This window comes from Iodobacter sp. CM08 (assembly GCF_033446605.1).
Lineage (GTDB): Bacteria > Pseudomonadota > Gammaproteobacteria > Burkholderiales > Chitinibacteraceae > Iodobacter.
Genome location: NZ_JAWQUO010000003.1, coordinates 82826 through 109608, shown reverse-complemented (window position 1 = coordinate 109608; position 26783 = coordinate 82826). Strand labels below are relative to the sequence as shown.

Genomic DNA, 26783 nt, shown 5'->3' with positions numbered 1-26783 from the left:
ATGAGCGATTGCCTATTTTGTAAAATTGCCGCTGGTGAGATTCCTGCAAAGAAAGTATTTGAAGACGATGATGTGATCGCTTTTCACGATATTCACCCCGTTGCACCCGTGCATTTTTTAGTGGTGCCTAAAGTGCATGTCGATTCTTTGGCACACGCCACAACAGAACATCAAGCGGTGCTAGGCAAAATGCTGCTTTTAACGGCCAAGCTTGCCAAAGAGCAAGGCTTGGATGATGGCTACCGCACTATTATCAACACCGGTCATGGTGGTGGGCAGACGTTCTTCCACTTACATATGCATGTGATTGGCGGCAAGCCCCTTACAACGAATATTTCAGACATCACCACGCAATAAGCGTGAAGCAAGGAGATTATCATGGGTTCATTTAGCATCTGGCATTGGCTGATCGTTCTGGTCATTGTGGTTTTAGTTTTTGGCACCAAAAAGCTCGGCAATATTGGTAAAGACTTAGGCTCTGCGGTAAAAGGCTTCAAAGACGGCATCAAAGATGGTGAAACCCCAGCCGCCAAGAGTGAAGATAAACCCGTCGAAACCGACAAACGCTAAGGTTCGCCCGTGTTTGATGTTAGTTTTGGTGAGCTTATTATTATCAGCGCCGTCGCCTTAGTTGTGATTGGTCCAGAGAAACTCCCTAAGGTGGCGCGTACTGCCGGTGCCTTGCTGGGCCGTGCGCAGCGCTTTATCTCGACGGTAAAGTCTGATCTAGATAAAGAATTTCAACTGGCTGAGCTTGCTAAAGTCGAAGCAGAAATTCGTGCCGAGGCAAACCAACTCAGCCAAACCATTCATCAGCCCCTAGAGGAAGCAAAGGCCGCGTTGTCTGAGCCTATAGAACAGCCAGCGGTTGATGAAATTCCTGTGGGCCCTCAAGGTGATTTATTCGCCCCGCCTGCGGCAGCACATGCAGAATCTAGGCCAGATCGGCGTTGAAACCAAAGATGATGCAGGCTTAAAGTGGGCAGCTTGCCCACATCGCCTCACGGATAACAATGCACATCATCGTTGGGCAAAAAACCTGCCCACTCCACATATCTCGGCGTTAAATATGACGGATAACCTCCAGCCTCTCTTAGTCCATTTACTCGAATTGCGTACGCGGATTATACGTATCGCAGCGGTTTTCTTGGTCGGGTTTCTTGCCTGCTTTTATTTTTCAGAACAGCTTTATGATCTGATGGTGGCCCCGCTGACTCACGTTTTACCTAATCAGCGTCTGATCACCATTGGCATTGCCTCCCCCTTTATGCTGCAGATAAAAATCACCTCAATGGTGGCATTTATGATTACCCTGCCGCATACGCTTTACCAGCTATGGGCCTTTATTGCCCCTGGCCTTTATGCGCAGGAAAAAAAGCTCATCTTGCCACTGGTGGTCGCCTCTACCCTGCTCTTTATGTTGGGCGTTAGTTTTGCTTATTTCCTTGTGTTTGGTGTGGTATTTAAATTTATTGTTTCAGTGATTCCAGCCTCGATGCAATGGCTGCCCGATTCTGGCGAGTATTTGGATTTTGCCATTGGCATGTTTATCTCTTTTGGCGTGACCTTTGAAGTGCCGATTCTGGTGATTGTGCTGGTGAAGATGGGCTTTATTAGTATCGCCAAACTGAAAGAAATCCGCCCCTATGTTATCGTCGGCGCCTTTGTCATCGCGGCGGTGGTTACTCCGCCGGATGTGGTATCCCAATGCCTGTTGGCCATTCCGCTTTGGTTTTTATTTGAAGCGGGCGTTTTGGTCGCCAGCTGGATGTATAAAACTCCCCAAGAAAGCATCGAAAACACACCATGATCCCGCAACTAAGAATATTCCAAACCCTGCTGTTTTTGCTTGCCGCAGTTCCCTGCGGCATTCCTTTTCGCTATGCGCCTAATCCGGTATTCCCCTCAGAGCTAGCCGCCTTGGTGCTTGCCGTACTGATGGTACTTACCGCTGCGGCTCTGCCTAGCTACAAAAAATCCAGCCCGCCTTATGCCAGCTTGATCTGGTTTGGTTTAGCTGCGGTAATTGCCCTGCAGATGCTCGTCATGCCGGTACTCTATTGGTCTGATCGCACCGAGCCTATTCTTTACGCGCTTACCGCAGCGTTTTCCGTATGGGCACTGGCAAGGGCAAGAGATCATTTTGGCAACATGCAGCTTGCCCCTTTCTTTGCTTGGGGTTTATTAGCTGGAGCCATTTTTAATTCTGGCGTATCAGTGCAACAAGTTATCGAACTGATCCAAAACGGCCCACGCTTAATTTTTGGCCACTTAGGCCAGAAAAATCTCTATGGTCATTATCTAACTTGGGGCTTAGCTGCCGCAGCGTGGTTGGCCGCAGAAAAAGAATTACCTAGAACGTGGTTTTGGCCAGTGGCGATGTGGCTAGCCCTAGCCATTGCATGGAGCAGCTCACGCTCACCGTTTATGTATGCTGGCGCTTGGCTGGTATTTGGTGGCCTATCTGCTTGGCTGGGCAAAGACAGCGTGCGCCGCTTTGGCGGATATTTAGTCGCTTGTGCTGCGCTAATCATCGTGATGCAGTTTGTAGCACCCTGGGTGAATGAAGCACTGCAATCCTTGCTACACGCCAAAAATGAAGTACCAACCGGCTTAGATAGGCTGGACTCCAACGGTGCACGCCGCTTGGTGGAATGGCATAAAGCATGGCTAACCTTTTTAGCCCACCCTTGGCTGGGTATTGGCTGGGGCGCTTATCCATCGCAAAGTATCGCACTACAAATCAACCCCGCTTTTGCCATCGTGACAGAAAGCGTGCTGTTTACTCATGCACATAATTCACTGCTCAATATCATGGCAGAGACAGGTTTAGCTGGTGCTGCCGTGATGGCGGGTGGGATTTTATGGATGTTTATTGCTCTGCTAAAACGCGAGCACGACCCAGTTAAAATATTTGGCGCATCTATGGTGATTGTGTCGGTACTGCATAGCTTGGTTGAATACCCGCTCTGGTATTACCACCTAATGGGCCCTTTTGCACTGGCGCTGTTCTTTATGCGCTCTGATGCACCACGCAAGCTAGAGATGCCCAACTGGGCAGTACGTGCAACCTTAGGCAGCTACGGCGTTGCAGCCCTCGCTACCGCCGTGTTTGGTGGCCTGCTGTATATCCAGATTTACCCAATCATGGACCCATCGCCTAAGCCCGAAGAAAACGCGAGCCGGATTAATACCCTACAAAAGCTGAAGAAAAACCCACTTATCGATTTCTACGCTGATTTTGCGTTATCCAACTACATCGTCGCCAGCAAGGCGGACATGCCATGGAAACTGCAAATTTTGGATAGGCTAAACCAAGTTCGTCCCTACCCTACCCAGTTGAGCGATCAAGCCATTATGGAAGCCCTGCGTGGCAACAGCAGCAAAGCTCACAGCTTAATGCGCCAAGCTGCGTTTGCTTATCCAGAAAGCTTGGAATATTACAAAGAAGCCATCGGCGAATTTAAAGAGCCCGAAGTACGGGCGCTATTAAAAGAAGTGGATGACGCAGAAGTGTTGTTTGGGAAAAAGAAATAAAACGTAGAGTGGGTTAGACAGATTTCTGTCATAACCCACTGTGCTTCTGTACGTCATGGCGGGTTACACCAAGCAAAAGCCGCTTAGCTATCCCGCCCCCTACAGGGCTAGCGCATAAATAAAAAATTCACGATTCCCATCACCACCGGTAATCGAGCTAGCAAAGTAATCCTTCACCATAAATCCAGCCGCTATTGCGGCTGTTTTTATTTTGACTTCTACCTCGGCATAAAGACTTTCGTCTTTAACGATACCGCCACGGGCGATGCCCGCCTTGCCAACTTCAAACTGTGGTTTTACCAAGAACAGCAGTGCCGCTTGGGGCTGCAGCATGGAACGTAGCGCTGGCAAAATCAGCGTGAGCGAGATAAAGGATACATCGCCCACAATCAGCTGCAGCGGCCCGTCTTGGGCGCTAGCAATTAACGCGGGGCTAAGGTGACGAGCATTTACACCTTCAAACTGCACGATGCGCTGATCCGCCAGCAGCCTTGGGTGTAGTTGGCCGTGGCCGACTTCTACTCCAATCACTTTGCGTGCGCCTGCTTGCAGCAGGCAATCACTAAAGCCACCGGTAGAAATCCCCACATCCAGTACTTGCATACCCGCCACATCCACACCCGCTTGAGCTAAAGCACCTGCCAGCTTGAATCCGCCACGGGAAACAAAGCGATCGCTCTCATCCACTGCCAAATCTAGTACGCAATCCTGCGCCAGCTTCAGGCTGGCCTTGCTAATCACCCTGCCACCACTACTTACTCGCCCAGCGGCAATCATGCCTTGAGCGGCAGTGCGCGATGGCGCAAGGCCCTGCTCAACTAATAACACATCAACACGCAACATTGCTCAACCCCGAAAAACCGATATTTCTAAATAAGACAAGACGCGCTTTTAAAAAATAGACGCCACATATCATTAATATGTAAGGGGGGTTTTTAAAGCGCAGCGCCGTATTATGACGAAAGATAGATTTTTCATTATCCCAATTATTTCACTGGCTTCTTCAGACAATCTTTAGCAACCATGACCGACTGGCGTTCTAAAAAGCTATCTGCGCCCTTAGTCCACCAAATCCACTCTCCATCGCTCCAAGCCGCGCCGCTGGCCGTGCGCATGGCGGGCAGATCATAAATCCGGCCATCAACACGCAGCCTGACTTGTTCCATATCCGCACTGGAGGTGATATAAAACTGCGCCGAGCCACATTGATAGCGCCCCGTGATTTCATCCGGCGTAGCTAAAGCCGTGCCACTCAATAGCATCAGAGCCAGTATGCGCAGCATTAGAAACGCTCTGTTGCAGAAAGGTAGCGCCATTTACCCGGCGGCAAATCGCCCAGCAAGACTTTACCAATCCGAATCCGCTTTAAACCCACTACTTCTAAGCCAACTAGCTCGCACATGCGGCGAATTTGGCGTTTTTTACCTTCGCGCAAAATAAAGCGCAGCTGGTTTTCATTTTGCCAGCTCACGCGTGCCGGTTTCAGTGCCTTGCCATCTAGGCTTAAGCCGTGGTTCAGCTTTTTCATGCCATCGCTGGAAAGCTGTCCTGTTACCCGTACTAGATATTCTTTCTCAACATTAGAGCCTTCACCCACCAGCGTTTTAGCCACTACGCCATCTTGAGTCAGCACCAATAAACCAACCGAATCGATATCCAAGCGCCCAGCCGGAGCCAAATCACGCATATGCGGAGGCACAAAGCGTATGCCGCTGGTGTCGCCTTCCCAGTGGTTATCTGGCACCACCAAGGCCACCGCAGGGGTGTAGCCTTTTTCTGCTTGCCCAGACACGTAACCCACCGGCTTATTCACAAGGATCGTCACTCGGCCAGCCTGAGTGGCTTTGGCGGCTGGCTCTAAGCTCACGGTTTGGCTAGGTAGCACCTTGCTGCCCAATACATCCACCACCACGCCATCGACCTTAACCCAGCCTTTAGCAATATATTCATCGGCCTCACGGCGCGAACAAAGGCCTAATTCAGCGAGGCGCTTTGATAATCGTAATTCTTCCATAAACCCTTATCCTTTCATTTCACTGGCCACATCCACAAGCATAAGCCAAGTAAGATGCGTAACTAACCATTTTCGCACGAGAGCGCCCTTGCCATGGAATATCTTGCTGTAAAACATCTACATATGCTGTGTGTGGCCCTGTCTGCGGGGCTATTTTTGCTGCGTGGCGGCCTAATGCTGCAAGGCTCTGCCTACTTGCAGACCAAATTTCTACGTATTACGCCACATATTATCGACACCCTACTATTGCTAAGCGCCATTCGTCTAGCCATGCTCTACCCCGGCCCTAAGATGTGGCTGGCAGCTAAAATTTGTGGACTGCTGGTGTATATCGTATTAGGAACAATCGCGCTAAAGCGTGGCAAAACTAAGGCGATCCGTGTAACAGCTTTAATCGCTGCGATCGCCTGTTTTACCTATATTGTGGCGGTGGCATTGAGCAAGAATGCTCTATTAGGCTTAGCGGGGTGACATTAACTGATGTAATGCGCAAGGGCTTTTAATCCACCCAAAAAACAAAGAAATGCCTGATTATGTCTCTTGCGCAAACTCAGCATAAACGTCTTAGGGCGGGTGCACAGCGTGGACAAAAAACCCGCCTACCCTACAAATTCTATCCCCTTAAGTGAATAGAATTGGGGCGCAAGCCGCCAAATTTAAAGTACAAAAAACGGCGAGGTGCACCAACCTTACAAATGCATCAATTAACCAGCTGAAACCAGTACTTAAATAGTATGGCTGGCCTGCCAATGCCCTGACTTACCGCCTTGTTTTTCTAACAAGCGAATCTGCGACATAATCATGCCGCGATCCACCGCTTTGCACATATCGTAGATGGTTAAGAGGGCGATATTCAGCGCGGTAAGGGCTTCCATCTCTACTCCAGTGCGCCCAACGGTTTCTGCGGTGACTTCACAGCGCACAAGGCTACCCGCCCGATCAATCGTGAAATCCACACTTACACTGGTGAGCGGGATAGGGTGGCAAAGTGGGATTAAATCTGCGGTACGTTTAGAGGCCATAATCCCAGCAATCCGTGCTACGCCCAGCACATCGCCTTTTTTATGGCTGCCGGTTTCAATCAGATGCAAGGTGGTGGGCAACATGCGAATCTCGCCCACGGCACGGGCAATGCGGTGGCTATCTACCTTGCCCGCCACATCCACCATATGCGCTTCGCCATTGGCATTGAAATGCGTGAGCCCTGATGTGCTATCTGCACTCTGATCCGTTGCTCGGTAGGGCATAGGAATGGTATCAACGCCAGATAGCCGTGCAGCGCAGGCAGCTAAATCATCTTGAGTATTTAGATTAGGGAAGGCTAAATCGGGGAAATCTACATATTGCAGCTTCAAGCTCTCTTGCCATGCAGACAACTTCAGCTCTTGTCTAGATAACCTATCCATTAAAGAAGGCAAGACATCGTGACGCAGCATGCAAATGGTTGGATGTACTTGCCCATCAGGGGTGCGTGCCATCGCCACTTGTGTTTCATCTTGCTCTATCTTTGCCAATAGTTTTTCCACCAAATCGGCAGGCAAAAACGGCACATCACATGGCAAAACTAAAAGGTATGTAGCGGGAGATGCTAATAAGGCCGAATGAATTCCAGCCAGAGGCCCCGGATGCCCTGGGTAAACATCGCGCAAAACAGGCGCACCAAAACGCGCATAATCAGGCAAATTACGGTTAGCCGAGATTAAAACATGATCAACAGCACGAGTCTGCCGCGATAAGGCTTCTAAGCTCCACTCCACCAAGGGACGGCCAGATAGCTCAACCAAGCCTTTATCACGCCCTCCCATGCGACGCCCTTCGCCACCAGCCAGAATGACTGCATCCAAAATCATGTTAAATCACCCTCAAATACTGCCAACGATCCAGCGCGCTTTGATCACTTGATCGTGCATCAACCCATTGCAGGCAAGCAGCGGTTCCTTCTTTTTTCCAGAACGGCGCCTGTGTTTTTAGGAAATCCATAATAAATGCATTTGCTTCATAGGCCGCTTGCCGATGCTTTGCTGCCGTTAATACCAGCACAATTTGCTCTGCGGCTTGCAAAGCGCCAATACGGTGAATTACCGTCACGGCTTGCAGGGGCCAATATTGGCAAGCCTCAGCCACTATTTTAGCGAGGGCTTTTTCGGTCATACCTGGATAATGCTCTAAATGCATGGCCGTAATGCTTTGATCTAAATCGCGCACACGGCCCACAAAAGCCACAATTGCACCCATGCTGGCATCGTGATCAAAGCGCGCGTATTCCGCAGCTAAATCAAAATCTGCGCTCTGCACTAGGATTCGGATATCCGCCATTAGCCCCCCGTCACAGGAGGAAAAATAGCTACTTCTGCATGGCTTGGAATCGTATCGCTGAGCTGAGCCATTTCTTGATTAACGGCAACTCTAAATATTTTATTGCCGGATAATTCCGCAGCCCAAATATCACCGCGCGCTATCAATATTGCAATCAATCCAGCCACGGTTGCGGGGCTTGGCATGGGCAGCTCTTCGCTTTCACAGGAAAATACATCACGCAGCCGAGCAAAATACAAAACACGAATCATGGTCATCCCTAAAACCGCTATTGCTTAAAACTCAGCTTGGTCCATTTTTTGGGCACTGCTAGCAGCGCTCCCAAACATAAGTAAGCCAGCAGGCCTCGTTTATTTCATGTAAATAGCTTGTTATTGATACTGTACTACATCAAGCTTACTTATATGTCTTAAGCATAGCATTAATCACCCCATTCATCGCATGCTATGGAGTGGAATAAACTGCACGCTATCCCCAAGCTTAATCGTTTCACCCACGGCAATATCAACTAAGCCATCGCCCCAGACTAAAGACGTTAATACTCCAGAGCCTTGCTGTGGATAAATCTCTACCTGCCCATCGTTATTAAGCCTGCCACGTAAAAACTCGCGGCGATTGCCAGCTTTTTTCCAATCAAAGGCCGCCATTAATTTAAACCTTGCGGGTTCCAGCTTTAAACACGCCAAACGAGCCAATAAAAAAGGCCGCACTAATAGTAAAAAGGTCACTAGGCTAGAAACCGGATTACCCGGTAAGCCAATAAAATCGCAATCACCAATTCGCCCATAGGCAAAAGGCTTGCCTGGCTTAATGGCGATTTTCCATAACTCTAAACGGCCTAGCTGCTCTACCGCACCCTTAACATGATCCTCTTCCCCCACCGATACCCCACCCGAGGTAATCAATACATCGTGCTGCTTTGCGGCGGTTTGCAGAATATCTCGAGTCAGCTCCGCATCATCCGGCACAATGCCTAAGTCAGTAATCAGGCAATCCTCCAGTAGTGCAGTCAGGGCATAGCGGTTGGAATTATAAATTTGACCTGCAGCAAGTAGCTGGCCGGGCTCCACTAGCTCGTCACCGGTCGATAGCAAGGCCACTCTTAAGCGCTGCTTCACGGTGAGCTCTGCAACGCCAATCGATGCGGCTAAGCCAATCGCCGCAGGGCTAAGCCGTGTTCCCGCGGGCAAAATCACGCTACCCACTTCGATATCTTCGCCACGCAAACGAATATTGCTTCCCAGCTCAACAGGCTGGGCGATATAAATTTGGCCATCTTCAGCGCGGCAATTCTCCTGCATCACCACCCCATTCGCCCCAGCTGGAATAGGCGCACCGGTAAAGATGCGCGCCGCTTCGCCCACATTTAAAGCGTGCCCAACTTCACCAGCGGCAATCCGCTGCACAAGCTTAAAGCTATCCGGCCATGCATCTCCAATATGCAGGGCGTAACCATCCATAGCGCTATTATCAAAGCCTGGCACGGCCATTTGCGAAACCACGTTCTGACTGAGAACACGGCCATTAGCTTGGCTCAGCGGCAATACTTCCACCAAACTGGAAACACGGGCTGCTTGGATTAAACGGGAGAGTGCAGTATCAAAATCTAGCATGGCAGATCGCAAATAAACGCCGCAATGGCTGCAGCTTGGTTAAGATCGAGTACAGGCAGAGAGCTTTGGAGTGGGGAATCGCTGGCTATCGCAATAATATAGGGATCCACCAAAGCGGGATGGCTGGTGCGGCGGACTTCTAGCTTAGGAATAGCCGCCGTTTTAAAGCCTTCAACCAGCACTAAATCAACGGGGGCCATGCGCGCTAACAACGCGCTTAAAGGCAGCGGCTCTGGCATTTCATGCTGTAGGACAAAGCGCTTTGGCGTAGCGAGTAATACTTCCTCCGCACCGGCAGCCCTAAATCGTGTGCTGTCTTTGCCCTCGGGCTCAAACTCCACATCATGATGCGTATGTTTAATTACGCTGACTTTAAGCCCCAAGCGCGCTAATTCTGGCAGCAGTTTTTCGATCAGGGTGGTCTTGCCGCAACCTGACCACCCCACAATAGCTAAAACACGCTGAGAATTTGCAAAGGACAATTAAATCTCGATCCAGAAATCTTTGGTAGGCAGAGCGCTGACTAAGGGCTGGAATTGCTTGCTCTCTTCATCAAAACCCAGCAAAGCACCGTGCTCAAAATCAAAGAACCAACCATGTAAACTCAGCTCACCACTGTCAAGGCGCTGTTTAATCCAAGAAAAAGTTTCTAGATTAACCAGCGAATCACGAATCGCTTCCAGCTCACACGCCCGATACTGGGTGGCTTTATCGGCATTGGGCAGCTGCTCCAAGACCCGTTGTTTTGCCTTACTAGCAATATGGATCCAGCGACCCAAGAAATCGTCTTTATCCACGATATCATTGCTATCCATTAAGCCTTTGATACCGCCGCAATGGCTATGCCCTAGTACCACAATCCGGCTGACATTAAGTACCGTCACGGCGTATTGCAGGGCCGCCGAGACCCCTTGATTGGTTGTACCCTGCTCAAATGGCGGCACCAAATTAGCCACGTTACGAATGATGAACATTTCACCCGGTGCACATTGGGTAAGTATGGCGGGATCAACCCGCGAATCACAGCAGCCTATCAACACAGTTGTTGGTGTCTGGCCAGCGCGTAAACGGTCAAACAAAGCGGTTTCACCAGCAAAATATTGTTGCTGGAATTCACGAAAACCTTCAATAAACTGATGCAAATCGGCCATAGGGGTTTACCCGTAAGAATAGACGGGCTGATTATCCACCACAGACTGATTGCATGAAAGAAAAACATACGCCATAGAAAATGACTTTAACCACCGGTCTGCGACATAAAGCGCACAATCTGCAGCGGCGCTTCTTTAAACTCATGTTTTTCAGGCTTTAATTCGATAGCCTCGCCGATCGCGGCCAAAATCTCAGTATCGCTGGCTCCGCCTCTAAGCAGCGGCCTGAAAGAAAACTTCTCCTCCTGCCCCAAGCACATATAAAGCGTGCCATCTACGGCCAGCCGAATCCGATTACAGGTGGCACAGAAATGCTGTGAAATGGGTGTAATAAAACCAATCCGGCCACGCCCATCGCTGGTTTTCCAGTAACGAGCGGGGCCACCGCCCAATTCCAAGGCTTCCGGCTCTAAAGCTAGACGCGCCACCAGCGAATCTCTGACCTCATCCAGTGGCATATACTGCGCATTACGCCCGGTTTCCCCCATCGGCATGGCTTCAATCAAGCGCAAAATAAAGCCATTTTGGAGACAAAAAGCCGCCATATTCTCAATTTCATGGTCGTTCACACCACGCATGGCAACCATATTAATTTTGATGGGATCAAAGCCAACGGCTTTCCCAGCCATAATCCCAGCCATAATTTTTTCAAACGCCGCTTTACCCACAATGCCTTCCAAACAGGCTTTTTCTAACGAATCTAAGCTAACATTAATCCGGCTAATGCCCGCCGCTTTGAGCGCAGCAGCGTGTTTTTCTAACTGAGTGGCATTGGTCGACAGGGATAAATCACGGATACCTGGTAAGGCGGCAATTCTTGCAGCCAGCAGCGGCAAATCTTTACGCAGCAGTGGCTCACCGCCCGTTAAACGCACCCGCCCCACTCCCGCTTGAGCAAACAAGCCAATTAAACGCGTCATTTCATCAAACGTGAGCCAGTGAGCGGGTTCTTCAAAATCAGAGAAACCTTTAGGCATGCAGTAGCTACAACGCAAATCACAACGGTCTGTGACTGAAACGCGCAAATAGCTGATAGAACGTCCGAACCGATCTTGAAGCATGGCTTTTCTCCTGCGGCTTATTCTACTGTTTTTTTTGCCTCAAAAGCTTAGTCGGACGAGGGAGGGAAACTACTACTAAATAGATAGAAATAGTTTTCAAGGGAAGCGGATGAGCCAAGCATAACAAGGCCCATCCTCGGCCTTATTACTGAGCGGCTTCAGTGCTTGGCAAAGTGTAGCCTTCAATCTTTGCTGCGCTTACGAGCGTTTGTAGATATTGATTCATGGCACGGCGAGTAGCCACATCGCTCAGAAACTCGGCGAGTTTGGCTTTTACTTCATCAAAGCTCACCATTGCGCCTTCTGCCTTGCTGCCTGCACGAATGATATGTAAACCAAAACGCGTTTCAACCAAATCACCGGCCACTTCGCCTTCATTTAGACTAAAAGCCACTTGTTCAAATTCTGGCACCATTTGGCCACGGCCAAATTGGCCTAGATTGCCACCCTGCTGGCCCGATGGGCAGCTGGAATGTTGGCGTGCCAATTCTTCAAACTTTTCTGGATTGGCTTTGACTTCAGCCAAAACCGCATTCGCCAACACAGTATCTACTGGCTCGGATTCGCTGGCTTTAAATAAAATATGGCTGCCTTCTACCGTTTCGCCACGCACAAAGGATTGTGGGTTATTGTCGTAATACTGCTGGCAAGCGGCCTCATCGGGGTCGGTGATTTTCACTTCAGTTTGCAGCAATAAACCAATCGTTTCTTCTGGGCTAGCCGCTTCAATCGCAAGTGTTGCAGCACGTTGTAGCAGTAACTCACGCAAAATTAGCTCTTGCACCGTTGCATCTATTGCAGATGGAGCATCCTGATGATGCTGGCTTTCTGCCGCAATCATTGCATCGGTAATCTCAACACCATTCACAGTAATGCTCATCATATTTCCTGAATTCTTTATTGATTAAGCCAATGAAATGGGGGCTGAATGCATGCATTTCTAGCCCCCAAAACATCCACTCACGCAATAAATCAGAAAAGACCTACTTGTAACTCATCAAACCAATTGATAAACCGTTCCACGTCATCCCCCGAATAAACCGACCCATGCTGCGGGCAAAGCATGTCTATTTTTAAACTGGCCACCCTTTCACACCACACCCGCTTCGCACTATTTGAGCCCATCCAGCGCTTATGAAAGCCCTCAGCAAAGCGAATATGCCGATCAAAATCAGTCACAAATAAATCGCTATTTCCTTCTGGCAGCAAAGCAGCTCCCACATCGCCAGAAAAAAGCACTCGAGCCAAGGGATCATAAAGATGAAAATTACCTGAGGAATGTAGATAGTGCGCAGGAATAGTACTGAGGTGAGCGCTACCCACCACCATTTCATTGCCTTGATCAGGAATGCTAACCATGGTGTCACTCGAGCCACCAAAGTGTGGAACAAACGTAGCCCATAAACCAGAAATATGACACTTCAGCGTGGGATTAAATTCTAGCCAAAGCGCCAAAGATGAAATCACATCGGGATCTTGGTGCGAGGAAAAAATAGTACGAATGAGCCGAGGATCAAGCACCGAGCTAACCGCGGAAAATACGGCAGGGAAAACTTCCAAGCCACCCGGATCGGTAATTAATGCCTCTCCCCCATTTGCAATGACATATTCATTAGTATCGATTAAATGATTGGGGCGCTCGGGATCTCGCGAGATGGCAAACCAGCGATGATCTCCCTGCTCAAACAATACTTGGGCTTTTTTCATTTCATATTCCCAGAAATGCGCCTTAGCTCTTCTAACCTTGGCACGATGGAGTCAACCTTGCTGGCAAAATCATTGGACAACTCAGCCAGTACATTAGAATGCTCACCGGAATAAGCCGATTCAATTCTAGCAGCGCGCGCAATCACCACCCCAAATACACAGGCCTGATAAGCCTCATCAATGTATTCTGATAAACGCTGATGCACGAGGCGCAAGCGCGCCGCATGCTCATCACTGGCAACACGTGCGCGCGTAAGCGTATCTGCTAGGTAAGCAGTATTGTCTGCAGATTGCTCAGAAGTATGCACCAACATCTGATTACGCCGCTCTTGCGTCATGCTATGAGAGGATTCAGCCAACATATCTTGGCTGGCGCTACTCAGCCGATTCATACTGCCTTGCAGTTGCAAAGATAGTTCTCGTAATTCACCAGAAATTACACCAAACCCACGTGCCATTCGGCCCGCTCGTTTGGCTAATAAAATGGCATTTAAGCCCATTAGATTAATTTCAAAGCAATTCCAAATCACCATTTTGATATTTTCATTAATCAAAACTGTATTTTGTAGTTCAGTCGCAATAGCTGCCATGAGCTAGCCCCCCGCATAACCCGTCCCAAATAACGGGCTTTTTCTTTATAGATCACTAAGTGACTAGAAAGAAGAGCAAGTGAGCGTTCCAAGAGAAACTGACAAAACTAAATTTTTCCAGCTTGATTTTATGATGTTGGCTTGAAAAATAGCCGGTAATAGACCTTAAGCTCTTCAGTACACCATGCATATTTAAAAACCATAAAAATAGGCCTTCCGAAGAAGGCCCATTTTAAAAACGTGCTAGCGTAAAGTTAATACGCCTTACCACTCGTTACTTTCTCTGCTTTGATTTTCCACTGCCCGCCTTGTTTCACCATCTCTAAAGTCTTTTGCACCACATCGGTGTAGTCTTTTGACTTATAGCTTTGGCTAAAGCTGGCTTCAGCTTGTGTTTCATTCAACTGCTTCAGCTTCATATTACTCAGCGTAATGGTTAAATCACCTTGCTTGCCCACGCGAGTACGACGGAATGCCTTCCATTTATCCACGCTCATGCCATTGCTTGGCACAAAACTATCCGCATAAAAAGCGAGGTAATCATCCGTGCGTTTTTCTGCCCACGCTTTGGACCATTTGTCGGCTAGATCCATACCAAATTGTGCAAGTTCTTTGCTCACTGGCGCGTCTTTAGCTGCTTCTGGAGCCGTGGCGACAGCTGCTGGGGCAAGTGAAGGACGATTTGCCATTGCGGCATCGCGATCCATCACGTATTCCTTCGGCATTTCAGCGCTACAACGAACACGCTCATCATCGAGCTGATTGTCGTCCAGCGCTTCAGGTGCGGCAGCTTCTAGAGGCGCCAGCTTGAGTGCAGCCAACAATTGATGCGTTTGAGTTAAAATACCCGCTTCTGAGGTTTTTAAATCATAAACCGCATTTACAACTGAGCGCTTAGCAGTAAATAGCTCGTTTTCTGTATCCAACAAATCTAATAGCGTGCGCTGGCCGATATCAAACTGCTTGCGATAAGCATCGCGTGATTTCTCTGTAGAAAGTTGGTGCTGATCGAGAAATTTCATTTGCTCATTCAAGCGACGAACATCATTCCACGCAATCTGCGTAGTTTGGCGAATATCACGGCATGTTTTATCACGTAATTCGTAGGCCGTATTCAGCTTTTCAACTGCACCGCGAGTACGTGCACTGTCGCGCCCGCCGCTAAATAAGTTGTAATTTAAATTAAGCTGGATAGTACGATCTTGAAAAGTACCGCTAATGCCATCGCGATCACGATCTAAAGCTTGTTTTGCAACCAGCTCTAGCTTGGGGTAATTATTTGCTTTACGTGTTTCGGCATCGCTACGCGCTGAGCGAATATTGGATACTGCCGCCAAAAAGCCAGGGTTTTGCTTTAAAGCGGTAGCTAATGCAATATCCCCTGCTTTTGGTAATGCCGCCCGCAAATCTTGTGATGGTGCTAAAGCTGCGGCTGGTGCCTCGCCAACAATACGTTGAAAGCGTGCAGAAACATCGTGCAAATTAGATAGGTCGGTGAGCCAATTAGATTCAGCTAAAGCTAAGCGGCCAGAGGCTTGTTCTAAATCAACTCGGCGGCCTACTCCGGCTTTAACCCGCTCCTCAATTTGCCCTAAAATTTCTTTATGCAAAGCAAAATTGTCTTGAGCCAAAGCCACCAGTTCACGGTAACGCAGCACATCTTGATAAGCACGTACAGTTTCAAATGCAATTTGATCAGAAGAAGCAAGTAACTCGTAATAACGAGTTAGCCTTGCATAACCTAAACGCTGGACTTCATTGCTCGTTGCAAAACCATCAAACAACATTTGGCGTAAAGTCAGTGAAGCGCCTGGATGATTAAACCCACCGGTGTCGCCGCTTGGCCGTTTTTCCCACTCACGCCCCGCAAAAGCCTGAAAATCAAGCTGGGGCATATAGCCACCACGTGCAGCCGATACATCTTCAACGGATGCTTTAAATTCAAACCAGCGTGCGCGTAATTCAGGATTATTGCTAATGGCCCGCTCTGCCGCTTCTTGCAAAGAAGCAGGGGCAGCAGCTTGTGCGCCAATACTGCACAATGCCAAGGCAACAGCCAAGCATAACTTTTTTTTCATCTTTTTAATCCCGTGTGGTTCGCAAGTACAATTATTTTGATGTGCTCGCCATGATGGCCAAGCCATTGTTTTGTGTTGCCAAAATTATAGAGTAGTCACTTTCTTTCGGCTAGCTGCGTTTATAATTGTAAGTTGGACAATTAGGTTTAATTAAACCAATATAAAGACAGTTACTTAAAAATTATAGACCCATGCTCCAACGCCCCCTATCTTACTTACAAAAAATAACAATTTGGCTTTTAATCGCCACATCACTGGCCTTGCACGCGGCAGCAGGCTTAGATTTTGATCGTTTACAAAAATCATTAGTACAGCGCTGGGGGCAAACACCTGTTCGCTTATTTAGCGACTGGCAAACATTAATTAATGAGGCCCGTAACGTAACTGAAACCGACAAACTAAAACGAATTAATGATTTTTTTAATCGTAGAATTCAATTTGGCGATGACCAAACTATCTGGAATGCACCTGATTATTGGGCAACCCCACTTGAAACCATAGGCAAAGGTGCTGGAGATTGCGAGGACTTTGCCATTATTAAATATTTCAGTTTAAAAGAACTAGGTGTAGCAAAAGAGAAACTGCGTTTAACCTACGTTAAAGCTAAAATTGGCGGTGCCTCCAGTAATATTAGCCAAGCTCATATGGTTTTAACTTATTACTCCAGTGCTGACGCAGAACCATTAGTATTAGATAATTTACTTAATGATATTCGCCCTGCTTCACGCCGCCCTGATTTAACTCCTGTATTCAGTTTTAATAGTGATGGAATTTTTACTGGCGCAAGCGCACAACCATCAGGACCCGTCGATAAATTATCTCGCTGGAAAGATCTTATTTCAAAAATGAAAGCAGAAGGTTACGAGGCTGATTAATTCTCTATACAGTGTGTTTAACATCACAATCATTTATATCAATAGGGCATTGAAATGCGGAAACGAATGCCCAGCTCTGCCAAGGAAATACCATGTCACTCTTTCGCCAGCTTTGGATGATGATTATTTTGGCCACCTTAGTGGCCTTTGCCGGCAGCTTTATCGTCAGCGTGTATACGGCACGTGGATATTTAGAGCAGCAGCTGTTTACGCAAAGTAATGACAATGCCTCGTCTTTAGCGCTATCTATGTCGCAACAAAGTAAAGACCCCGCCACAATAGAGCTAAATGTCGCAGCCCTGTTTGATACCGGCCACTTTGAGTTAATTCGTTTTAGCGATAATCACGGCAAATCAATTGTTGAGCGCACAAATAACGATAAAGCCGATGGGGTACCTAACTGGTTTGTTAAAACCTTTCCCTTGCAAATTGCCTTTGGTAAAGCACAGGTTAGTGATGGCTGGAAGCAGGCGGGCACCGTCACCGTTGTTGCTCATTCACGCTTTGCTTATCAGGCACTTTGGGAAGGCGCAATAAGACTATTTATTTGGATTATTGGGGCTGGCTTAGTCTGTGGCGCAGGTTTACAAGTGCTGCTGAACTGGGTCAAAAAACCAATCACGCAAATGGTTGAGCAAGCTGAGGCGATTAGCGAGCGACGTTTTATTACGATTCCAGAGCCACGTTATAAAGAATTAAAAAGCGTCGTCAATGCCATGAACACGATGGTTAGCCGTGTCAAAACCATGTTTTCTGAACAAGCGGCACGCATCGACGCCCTGCGCAGCGAAGCCAATCGAGATACGCTCACTCAACTACCTAACCGTAGCTTTTTTATGGGGCGTTTATCACAAACCTTAGAAGACGATGAAGCAGCGCCCAGCGGCATTTTACTTATTATGCGTTTACATGATTTGGCCGGAGTCAATCGCCGCCTTGGACGAGAACGCGCTGATCAATTTCTGCAAATGGCTGCAGGCCGGCTTGCCTCACTCACAGGACAAGAACCCGATTGGCTAGTCGCCCGTTTAAATGGTGCAGACTTTGCCTTACTCGCGCCCGGCCTAGATCGCCAACAAGGCTTAGATTTAGCCAAGAATCTGCATCAGGGCTTAGCTGAGCTACGCCAACATGAGCTAACTGATGCTGATGATTTAGCCGCCATCGGCATCGCCACATATCAGCATAATGACAGCATTAGCCAGCTACTAGCAGGGACAGATCAAGCACTTGCTCAAGCAGAAAGCAATGGGGCAAATGGGACTGGCCACGTTAGCAGTGCCAGTGCTACCCAAGCCTTACCAGCCCAAGACTGGCAGCCTCTATTACAAAAAGCATTTAAAAACCACTGCTTTGAATTGGCGTCCTTCCCTGCACTATTAGTAGATGGCCAGCCTTTGCATCGCGAACTACTGCTACGCTTACGCCATCCAGAAACGAAAGAGCTGCTTACTGCGGGTACTTTCATGCCCTTTATTAGCCGTTTAGGCCTGAGCAATACCCTAGACTTAGAATCCGTTCAGCTAGCCTGCGCTGAGCTTAAATTGCACGATGCGCAACTTGCAATCAACCTAGAAGCAAAATCGATTGCGGATGAGCAATTTATTGAAGATTTACTGCTGATCTTGCAACAACATAAAAATGCCACCCATCGTCTGTGGTTTGAAGTCAATGAATTTGGCTTTAGAGATGAGATCACGGCATTAGCCAACTTTGCTCAAAAAGTACGCCCTTTAGGCTGCAAAGTTGGGATAAAACACTTTGGCCGACACTTTGGTAGCATCCCTCAGCTTTACGAGCTGCAACTAGATTACTTAAAAATTGATGGTAGCTTTATTCAAGCCATTGACCAGCATCCAGGCAATCAAAACCTAGTAAAAGCCATCATCGGGATTGCCTCTGGCCATGATATTTTAACCATCGCTGAGCGGGTACAAACACAAAGTGAGTGGGATATGCTCAAAACACTAGGCATTAATGGTTTAAGCGGCCCTGTCGCTAGCAAGGCTAAGTAACAAGGCCACATAAAGGTTCCTGATTATGTCTCTTGCTCAATGGACTCTGTGTAGATGGATTTCTTGAGTACTTGGTTTGGTTTTTGAATTGGTAGGTCGGGTGAAACCCACGAGCCATTCTGAAGAAATACGCGGGTTTCACCCGCCCTACAATATTTATAATGAGATTGAGCAAGAGGCATAATAAGGTAAAGATTTGAATGCCCCCTAGCTGAGGCAATGATGTAACAAAAAAACGGCCAGTTCGCACTGGCCGTTTTACTTAAGTATTAACTCATTAATCAGTAACCAACTTACCCTTATTTAGCAGGTCTTGGATAATTGCTGAATCCGCTAGGCTGCCATTACTGGTTAAGTCAACGCCTGATAATACGATGCGTTGATCATCACTATTTGCATTAAATACCCCTGTAAAGCTACCGGCACTGCTGACATGGAGAATGGTATCGGTGCCAGATTTTTCGAAGTGCAAATACTGAGTGAGGTTGCCCGAACCTACCGTGTGGTTTTCTGATTGCAATAAATCCCGCAAATCTAGGCGATCCCCACCCGCGTTATAGCTTGCACTATTAAAATCAGTGATCTTATCGATATCAGGCGTACCAACCACTCCTTTATCCGCCAAAGCCCAGCGGAAAGTATCGGCCCCCAAGCCACCCGTTAAGGTATCACTCCCCGCACCCCCTTCAATACGATCTGCCCCTGCCCCCGCATTGATCACATCTTGGCCTGCGCCACCATGAATAATATCGCGCCCCGCCGAGCCGGTAATCGTATCGGATAGATTGGTGCCGGTTACTTCCTGCCCACTACGTACAAGGTAATGCCCATTACTACTTGGATTTTCAATAATATCTTGCAGCTCAGTGAGCACTGGGGCTTGCGTGCCATGGAACAAGGCCATGTCATTAATCCCTAGGGTGACATAAGCACTATCGGCAGAACCTGTTGGCTTAAATTCTATTTGCAAGGCTGCATTACCTCCCTGCTCCCAATACAGCACTTCTAGGTTATGCATTCCTTCGCTAATCACCACGCCGGTTTGCACTCTGAAGGTTGGCGGTTGATTGGCATTGTATTCAAACACCGATTGCCCATCGATTGCGATGCGGTAACCATCATCTGCTAACACTCGAATATCGTAAGTGCCTGCAGCAAAGTAGGCCCCACCCACCATCCGCATAATGGAGTCCGTGGTATTACCAAAAGTACTGGTTGCGGCTAATCCAGCGGTATCTGCCCCTGCGTTATTAGCACCTAGGAAGTTATACAGATTACCCGTAGTAATTGCAGAGCCTGCAATGACCGCATTATTAGTCCCTAAGTTTCCAGTAACCGTTGGAGTAATACCGTATTTAATTGCGTCTGCAATAAATGTGGCATCACTGGCCGCCGCACTGGCTTCAAGCTGCGTACCCACAATATTGCTGCCTTGGCGGCCATTAATCACCGATGTGATATCGCTGATATTGTCGAGGTTTCCAACGGTATTATCTTGGCTTTGCACGTTATAAACCACGCCACCGGCCTTATCCGGATCGTTGTTATAGCCAAAGAACTCACCATGCAAACCACGGGCGCTATCAGCAATCGCTGTTGTTGAAGCGCTTAATTGCAAGGTACTGCCTTGTGCGGGCGGAACAACATTGATAGTGAGATGGCTATTTGATTGATCTAAATCGCCGTCATTGTCGATCAAGGTAAATCCAATATTTTCACTACTACCAGAAGTTTTAATGATTGGAGGGGTGTAGGTATATTTGCCATCATCCATATCGATCGCAAATTGCCCACCCAAAACGGTATTCACTTTTAATTGATGAGTCGCCGCATCAAATAAATAAGCACCCGCCGCAGCCGTGGTGGTAATTGAATTACCCGCCACATTGAAAGTGTATTTCACACCATCTACGGTAATGTCATTCATATGGCCGCCATCGGCACCAAAGCCCGATGTCACACCAGCAATCGTCCCAGTTAAATCACCCGCATTTGGAACCACTATCGTATCCCTTAGGATAGGCGGCAATTGCGTCAAATCAGTCACAATGATGGCATTAGCTTCTGAGCCTGATCCTGATCCTGTGCCATTGTATGCAAGCGGATTCAGATTAACGTCGGTTACCCCTGAGCCTAAGCCCAAAGCGAGTGAATTAATATGATTAGCCTGCAAGAAAGTCGTCCAAGCATGCTCTTCAGTTGCATCTAAACCTAGCCCAGGATTAGGTGCGCCATCAGAGAAGAAATAGCCAATATTTTGCCCGCCAACAATCTTGCCTGCATCCGTAAAGTGAGTCGTTACTTGGCCAACGGCAGCGTCATAGTTTGTCCCCCCATCAGCAATAAGCCCAGCTAAAACAGCTTTAGCCTCACTGACTGACATCCATGTTTGCCCACCACTTTGCTGTGTGACAGAGGAGGAGCTGAACGTCACCAACATTACTTTAACGTCACCCAAAATATCATAATCGTCGATTAATTTAGCAATCGCTTCCTTAGCAACCTGTAGCCTTGTTTTACCTGCAATGCCACTTTGATCTCCCATACTGCCGGAAATATCCAGCGTCAGGACCAAATTGCTATCCACATTTGGAATCTGCACATTAGCCGTTTGGCTATGGCCAACTGGGGCATCGTCTTCAACATTAACGGTTAGCGTGCCGGTTGAGCTTAAAGCACCATCAGAGACTTTAACCCCCACATTGAATGATTTCACATCCTCAACACTATTCACCGGATGATCGATCGGCGCTTTTAAGGTAACGGTGTAATGTCCTGCATTATCAATGCTAATGGTTGCAACAACAGGGCCACCCACACCTGCCGTGGCGGCTAAATCATGCGTACCACTTCCGCTCCATACCAAAGCATGCCCGCCAGACGACAAGGCTGTTGTTGGTGCAATCAAAGAGGTTGTTAAAACAGGGCTATCAGGATCACTAATTGCAATCGTGCCCGTACTAACGGTGCTGTCAGTAGTATCTGTTGGTGACCCTGTAGAGTCTTTAATCCCTCCAAGCAAACCCTCTTCTGAAACCGTAGCACTGGCATTACCAATGACAGGGGCCTGATTAACATCGTTATCCAGAATCCCACCGGTTGCGGTCACACCACCGATCGTAAGTGGCACAGTTTCTGGGGAAGCTTCAATAAGAACATCATCAACAGTTGGCAAGGTGACTGCAAAGCTGGTCACACCCGCTGGCACGGTGATTTTGCCGGTGGCGGCATCGTAGGTCACGCCATTGCTAAAGGTGGCTGTACCGTAATCTGCAGCTGATGCACTGCCGCCACCGAGGCTGAAGGCATAGCTTTCAACTTTGGTCGTAGCGGTGCTGAGGGTAACGTTGAAGACGAGGTTATTGCCTTCCACCACATTGTCATCCGCAATACCGGGATTGCCGACTTCGATCTTGCTGATGGCTGGGCTGTCGTTGTCCAGAATGCCGCCGGTGGCGGTGACACCACCGATGGTTAAAGGCACGGTTTCTGGGGAGATTTCAACCAGAGTGTCATCAACGGTTGGCAAGGTGACTGCAAAGCTGGTCACGCCCGCTGGCACTGTGATTTTGCCGGTAGCAGCATCGTAAGTAACACCATTGCTGAATGTCGCTGTGCCGTAGTCTGCCACTGATGCACTGCCACCACCGAGGCTGAAGGCATAACTCTCAACTTTGGTCGTAGCAGTACTGAGGGTAACGTTGAAGACGAGGTTATTACCTTCCACCACATTGTCATCCGCAATGCCTGGGTTACCGACTTCGATCTTGCTGATGGCTGGGCTGTCGTTGTCCAGAATCCCGCCAGTCGCGGTAACACCACCAATAGTTAAAGGCACGGTTTCTGGGGAGATTTCAACTAGAGTGTCGTCGACGGTTGGCAAGGTGACCGCAAAGCTGGTCACGCCCGCTGGCACTGTGATTTTGCCGGTAGCAGCGTCGTAAGTAACACCATTGCTGAATGTCGCTGTGCCGTAATCTGCAGCGCTGGCCGTACCACCACCGAGGCTGAAGGCATAACTTTCAACTTTGGTCGTCGCAGTGCTGAGGGTAACGTTGAAGACGAGGTTATTGCCTTCCACCACATTGTCATCCGCAATACCAGGATTGCCGACTTCGATCTTGCTGACGGCTGGGCTGTCGTTGTCCAGAATTCCACCTGTGGCGGTTACGCCACCGATGGTTAAAGGCACGGTTTCTGGGGAGATTTCAACCAGAGTATCGTCGACGGTTGGCAAGGTGACTGCAAAGCTGGTCACACCCGCTGGCACGGTGATTTTGCCGGTGGCAGCATCGTAAGTCACGCCATTGCTAAAGGTGGCTGTGCCGTAATCTGCAGCGCTGGCTGTACCACCACCCAAACTAAAGGCATAGCTCTCAACCTTAGTCGTAGCGGTACTGAGGGTAACGTTGAAGACGAGGTTATTGCCTTCCACCACATTGTCATCCGCAATGCCGGGATTGCCGACTTCGATCTTGCTGATGGCTGGGCTGTCGTTATCTAGAATGCCGCCGGTCGCGGTAACACCACCAATAGTTAAAGGCACGGTTTCTGGGGAGATTTCAACCAGAGTATCGTCGACGGTTGGCAAAGTGACTGCGAAGCTGGTCACGCCAGCTGGCACTGTGATTTTGCCAGTGGCGGCATCGTAGGTCACGCCATTGCTAAAGGTAGCTGTGCCATAATCTGCAGCGCTGGCTGTGCCACCACCCAAACTAAAGGCATAGCTTTCAACCTTAGTCGTAGCGGTACTGAGGGTAACGTTGAAGACGAGGTTATTGCCTTCCACCACATTGTCATCCGCAATGCCGGGATTGCCGACTTCGATCTTGCTGATGGCTGGGCTGTCGTTATCTAGAATGCCGCCGGTCGCGGTAACACCACCAATAGTTAAAGGCACGGTTTCTGGGGAGATTTCAACCAGAGTATCGTCGACGGTTGGCAAGGTGACTGCAAAGGTGGTCACGCCCGCTGGCACTGTGATTTTGCCTGTAGCAGCGTCGTAGGTCACGCCATTGCTAAAGGTAGCTGTGCCGTAATCGGCAGCGCTGGCTGTACCACCACCGAGGCTGAAGGCATAGCTCTCAACCTTAGTCGTAGCGGTGCTGAGGGTAACGTTGAAGACGAGGTTATTGCCTTCCACCACATTGTCATCCGCAATGCCTGGGTTACCCACTTCGATCTTGCTGATGGCGGGGCTGTCGTTATCTAGAATGCCGCCGGTGGCGGTGACACCACCAATCGTGAGCGGTACGGTTTCTGGAGAGATTTCAACCAGAGTGTCATCAACGGTTGGCAAGGTGACTGCAAAGCTGGTCACACCCGCTGGCACGGTGATTTTGCCGGTGGCGGCATCGTAGGTCACACCATTGCTAAAGGTGGCTGTGCCGTAATCGGCAGCGCTGGCTGTACCACCACCCAAACTAAAGGCATAGCTTTCCACCTTAGTCGTCGCGGTGCTGAGGGTAACGTTAAAGACGAGGTTATTGCCTTCCACCACGTTGTCGTCCGCAATGCCTGGGTTACCGACTTCGATTTTGCTGATAGCTGGGCTGTCATTATCCAGAATGCCGCCGGTGGCGGTAACACCACCGATAGTTAAAGGCACGGTTTCTGGGGAGATTTCAACCAGAGTGTCATCAACGGTTGGCAAGGTGACTGCAAAGCTGGTCACACCCGCTGGCACGGTGATTTTGCCGGTAGCGGCATCGTAGGTCACACCATTGCTAAAGGTAGCTGTGCCGTAATCCGCTGCTGATGCACTACCGCCACCAAGGCTGAAGGCATAGCTTTCAACCTTAGTCGTAGCGGTGCTGAGGATAACGTTGAAGACTAAGTTATTACCTTCAACCACATTGTCATCGGCAATACCTGGATTACCGACTTCGATCTTGCTGATAGCTGGGCTGTCATTATCCAGAATGCCGCCAGTGGCTGTGACACCACCAATCGTGAGCGGTACGGTTTCTGGAGAGATTTCAACCAGAGTGTCATCAACGGTTGGCAAGGTGACTGCAAAGCTGGTCACGCCCGCTGGCACGGTGATTTTGCCGGTAGCGGCATCATAGGTCACACCATTGCTAAAGGTGGCTGTGCCGTAGTCCGCAGCCGATGCACTGCCGCCACCCAAACTAAAGGCATAGCTTTCAACTTTGGTCGTAGCGGTGCTGAGGGTAACGTTGAAGACGAGGTTGTTACCTTCAACCACATTGTCATCCGCAATCCCAGGATTGCCGACTTCGATCTTGCTAATCACAGGATCATCAACGGGTGTAATAGTCAGTGTCAACGTGCTACTGCCCGTGCCGCCTAGTGGGTCAGTTACGTTGTAGGTGATAACGGGAACCGGCCCGTCATAGTTGCTTTCTGGGGTAAAGGTGTAATCCCCGTTGGGTGCAATCACCAAAGTGCCTACGCCGGGGATGATGGCTGGCTGGCCTGTGGTAAACGTGCCAGTTAGGCCTGCAATGGTAAAGCCCGTAACCTTTAAAGCGCCATCTGGATCGCTATCGTTGGTTAATACATTACCTGTTGCTTGGGTGTCTTCCAATAGGGTTGCGGTATCTGCTTGTAACTTTGCCGGATCATCAACAGGTGTAATGGTGATAGTTAAAGTGCTGCTGCCTGTCCCACCCTGTGGATCGACCACATTGTATGTAATTACTGGTACGGAGCCGTTGTAATTACCAAGGGGAGTAAAGGTGTAATCACCATTAGCCGCAATCAACAAGGTACCCACATTCGGAATGCTGGCAGGCTGCCCAGTTGTAAACGTGCCAGTCAGGCCAGCGACAGTAAAGCCTGTTACCGTTAATGCGCCATCCGGATCGCTATCATTCCTTAATACATTACCCGTTGCCGGAGTATCTTCAGCTGCCGTGGCCACATCGGCTTGTAAATTTGCGGGGTCATCAACGGGGGTAACGGTGAGCGTTAAGGTGCTGCTGCCGGTTCCTCCAACAGGATCAATCACGCTATAAGTCACGACCGGCACTGGCCCGTTGTAATTAGCGACAGGTGTAAAGGTGAAATCACCATTGGGCGCAATAACCAAGGTGCCCACATTTGGAATCGTTGCCTGCTGGTTGGGGGCAAACGTATCGGGCAAGCCCGCAACTGTAAAACCAGTAACACTGAGAGGGCCATCAGCATCACTATCATTACTGAGTACATTGCCAGACGCGGGGGTATCTTCTGCGACGCTCACTGCATCTGCGCCCAAAATGGATGGATTTGGGCTGGGCTGAATAGGTAATGCGCCTACAAGAGGCAGATCTGTTGTGCCTAAATCAGAACCCGCAAAATTAAACGCCAGCGGATTTACACCTTCAGCAATTCGCCCCAACTCAACAAAGGAGTGGCCCTCTCCAGCGCCCCCAGCGCCCCCCAAACCCGCAGCGGTTGCTTCTAATTCAGTGGTCAAATCTTTGCCGCTGGCAATTGCCGCAGCAATTTTATCTGTTGAAGCATTTAGATCGGCAATGGCCGCTGATGCGGTATCAACGGGGGTTGTGCCCAGCATCTGAGCATCTACCTGTACCGTGCGATCCCCACCAATTTCTAGCAGCTCGCCATTGGGCATCAGCAGTTGCACTCGCCCATCTGCTGAGGTAACAAAAATTTCATTCTCATTCAACTGCTGGCCTTCTTTTAAAGGCACAGACTTCCCAGTTGCATCTCGCAAAAAAACGCTACCATCAATATGAACAACGGTAACGTTGGGTTTGCTTGTACTAATTTGCTCGGCCATGATAGGTCAACCAGTGAATAAGTTAGGCTTCAGGCTAAGCTTATTCATGCGGCATTCCTACTGTACCTGAGTACAG

The 26783-nt window shown here is 48.9% G+C and carries 23 protein-coding genes and 1 pseudogene; 8 read left to right on the top strand and 16 right to left on the bottom strand.

Translation table 11 applies throughout. From position 1 onward, the window contains the following. The 5 genes from R6242_RS02335 to R6242_RS02315 are packed head-to-tail and all read left to right on the top strand — an operon-like array spanning position 1 to position 3537. The gene (locus R6242_RS02335) at positions 1–357 is read left to right on the top strand and encodes a histidine triad nucleotide-binding protein (protein WP_318423308.1); all 357 of its coding nucleotides are present in this window, start codon (positions 1–3) and stop codon (positions 355–357) included. 21 nt (positions 358–378) lie between these two features. Continuing rightward, a complete protein-coding gene (gene tatA / locus R6242_RS02330; RefSeq protein WP_130106285.1) occupies positions 379–570 on the top strand; it encodes a Sec-independent protein translocase subunit TatA in 192 nt (63 codons plus the stop codon). Positions 571–579: 9 nt separating this feature from the next. Next, on the top strand, positions 580–954 hold the full coding sequence (gene tatB, locus R6242_RS02325) for a Sec-independent protein translocase protein TatB (protein WP_318423305.1): 375 nt from the start codon (positions 580–582) through the stop codon (positions 952–954). After that, complete coding sequence (tatC, locus tag R6242_RS02320; RefSeq protein ID WP_318423304.1) at positions 926–1810, top strand: twin-arginine translocase subunit TatC; 885 nt, start codon at positions 926–928, stop codon at positions 1808–1810. Before tatB ends, tatC begins: the two co-directional genes overlap by 29 nt. Then, positions 1807–3537 carry a PglL family O-oligosaccharyltransferase gene (locus tag R6242_RS02315; protein WP_318423303.1) on the top strand — a complete coding sequence of 577 codons (1731 nt, stop codon included), beginning with the start codon at positions 1807–1809 and terminating at the stop codon, positions 3535–3537. Before tatC ends, R6242_RS02315 begins: the two co-directional genes overlap by 4 nt. Before the next feature lie 99 nt (positions 3538–3636). On the opposite strand, the gene R6242_RS02310 is transcribed toward R6242_RS02315, so the two are convergent. The 3 genes from R6242_RS02310 to R6242_RS02300 all read right to left on the bottom strand — a co-directional run bounded on the left by R6242_RS02310 (position 3637) and on the right by R6242_RS02300 (position 5551). Then, positions 3637–4380, bottom strand: a complete 744-nt coding sequence (locus R6242_RS02310; protein WP_318423301.1) for a TlyA family RNA methyltransferase — start codon at positions 4378–4380, stop codon at positions 3637–3639. Between the two features lie 143 nt (positions 4381–4523). Continuing rightward, positions 4524–4820 (bottom strand): MliC family protein, encoded by a 297-nt coding sequence (locus R6242_RS02305; RefSeq protein WP_318423300.1) that lies wholly within the window; start codon positions 4818–4820, stop codon positions 4524–4526. After that, a complete protein-coding gene (locus R6242_RS02300) occupies positions 4820–5551 on the bottom strand; it encodes a pseudouridine synthase (protein WP_130106279.1) in 732 nt (243 codons plus the stop codon). Before R6242_RS02300 ends, R6242_RS02305 begins: the two co-directional genes overlap by 1 nt. 93 nt (positions 5552–5644) lie before the next feature. On the opposite strand from R6242_RS02300, the gene R6242_RS02295 reads away from it, so the two are divergent. Beyond that, positions 5645–6022, top strand: coding sequence for a SirB2 family protein (locus R6242_RS02295; RefSeq protein ID WP_318423299.1), 378 nt, complete (start codon positions 5645–5647; stop codon positions 6020–6022). A 254-nt stretch (positions 6023–6276) separates the two neighbouring features. On the opposite strand, the gene moaC is transcribed toward R6242_RS02295, so the two are convergent. From moaC to R6242_RS02235, 12 genes and pseudogenes are all read right to left on the bottom strand, one after another. Next, the gene (gene moaC, locus R6242_RS02290) at positions 6277–6798 is read right to left on the bottom strand and encodes a cyclic pyranopterin monophosphate synthase MoaC (protein ID WP_293932286.1); all 522 of its coding nucleotides are present in this window, start codon (positions 6796–6798) and stop codon (positions 6277–6279) included. A gap of 51 nt (positions 6799–6849) precedes the next feature. Then, positions 6850–7401, bottom strand: a pseudogene (gene mobA, locus R6242_RS02285) (molybdenum cofactor guanylyltransferase MobA); the annotation flags it as partial. Position 7402: 1 nt separating this feature from the next. Further along, positions 7403–7867 (bottom strand): molybdopterin synthase catalytic subunit MoaE, encoded by a 465-nt coding sequence (gene moaE / locus R6242_RS02280; protein WP_318423298.1) that lies wholly within the window; start codon positions 7865–7867, stop codon positions 7403–7405. Next, positions 7867–8118: a MoaD/ThiS family protein gene (locus R6242_RS02275; RefSeq protein ID WP_318423296.1), complete on the bottom strand. Its 252-nt coding sequence runs from the start codon at positions 8116–8118 to the stop codon at positions 7867–7869. The genes moaE and R6242_RS02275 overlap by 1 nt, the downstream gene beginning before the upstream one ends. Positions 8119–8301: 183 nt before the next feature. After that, the gene (gene glp, locus R6242_RS02270) at positions 8302–9480 is read right to left on the bottom strand and encodes a gephyrin-like molybdotransferase Glp (RefSeq protein ID WP_318423294.1); all 1179 of its coding nucleotides are present in this window, start codon (positions 9478–9480) and stop codon (positions 8302–8304) included. Continuing rightward, a complete protein-coding gene (mobB, locus tag R6242_RS02265; protein ID WP_318423292.1) occupies positions 9474–9962 on the bottom strand; it encodes a molybdopterin-guanine dinucleotide biosynthesis protein B in 489 nt (162 codons plus the stop codon). The genes glp and mobB overlap by 7 nt, the downstream gene beginning before the upstream one ends. Then, on the bottom strand, positions 9963–10631 hold the full coding sequence (locus R6242_RS02260) for a carbonic anhydrase (RefSeq protein ID WP_318423290.1): 669 nt from the start codon (positions 10629–10631) through the stop codon (positions 9963–9965). It lies immediately after the preceding gene. Between the two features lie 86 nt (positions 10632–10717). Further along, positions 10718–11692: a GTP 3',8-cyclase MoaA gene (gene moaA / locus R6242_RS02255; protein ID WP_293932269.1), complete on the bottom strand. Its 975-nt coding sequence runs from the start codon at positions 11690–11692 to the stop codon at positions 10718–10720. Positions 11693–11837: 145 nt separating this feature from the next. Beyond that, a complete protein-coding gene (locus R6242_RS02250; RefSeq protein ID WP_318423288.1) occupies positions 11838–12575 on the bottom strand; it encodes a peptidylprolyl isomerase in 738 nt (245 codons plus the stop codon). 89 nt (positions 12576–12664) lie between these two features. After that, entirely contained in the window at positions 12665–13399 is a 735-nt protein-coding gene (locus tag R6242_RS02245) for an MBL fold metallo-hydrolase (RefSeq protein WP_318423286.1), read from the bottom strand. Further along, positions 13396–13989, bottom strand: coding sequence for a hypothetical protein (locus R6242_RS02240; protein ID WP_318423284.1), 594 nt, complete (start codon positions 13987–13989; stop codon positions 13396–13398). Before R6242_RS02240 ends, R6242_RS02245 begins: the two co-directional genes overlap by 4 nt. A gap of 254 nt (positions 13990–14243) precedes the next feature. Beyond that, positions 14244–16067, bottom strand: a complete 1824-nt coding sequence (locus tag R6242_RS02235) for a TolC family outer membrane protein (protein WP_293932277.1) — start codon at positions 16065–16067, stop codon at positions 14244–14246. Between the two features lie 191 nt (positions 16068–16258). Between R6242_RS02235 and R6242_RS02230 the strand changes: the two genes are divergently transcribed. Next, a complete protein-coding gene (locus R6242_RS02230) occupies positions 16259–16942 on the top strand; it encodes a transglutaminase-like cysteine peptidase (RefSeq protein ID WP_318423282.1) in 684 nt (227 codons plus the stop codon). Between the two features lie 92 nt (positions 16943–17034). Beyond that, positions 17035–18957, top strand: a complete 1923-nt coding sequence (locus tag R6242_RS02225) for an EAL domain-containing protein (RefSeq protein WP_293932281.1) — start codon at positions 17035–17037, stop codon at positions 18955–18957. A gap of 277 nt (positions 18958–19234) precedes the next feature. On the opposite strand, the gene R6242_RS02220 is transcribed toward R6242_RS02225, so the two are convergent. Beyond that, positions 19235–26707, bottom strand: a complete 7473-nt coding sequence (locus R6242_RS02220; protein ID WP_318423280.1) for a retention module-containing protein — start codon at positions 26705–26707, stop codon at positions 19235–19237. Between the last annotated feature and the right edge of the window lie 76 nt (positions 26708–26783).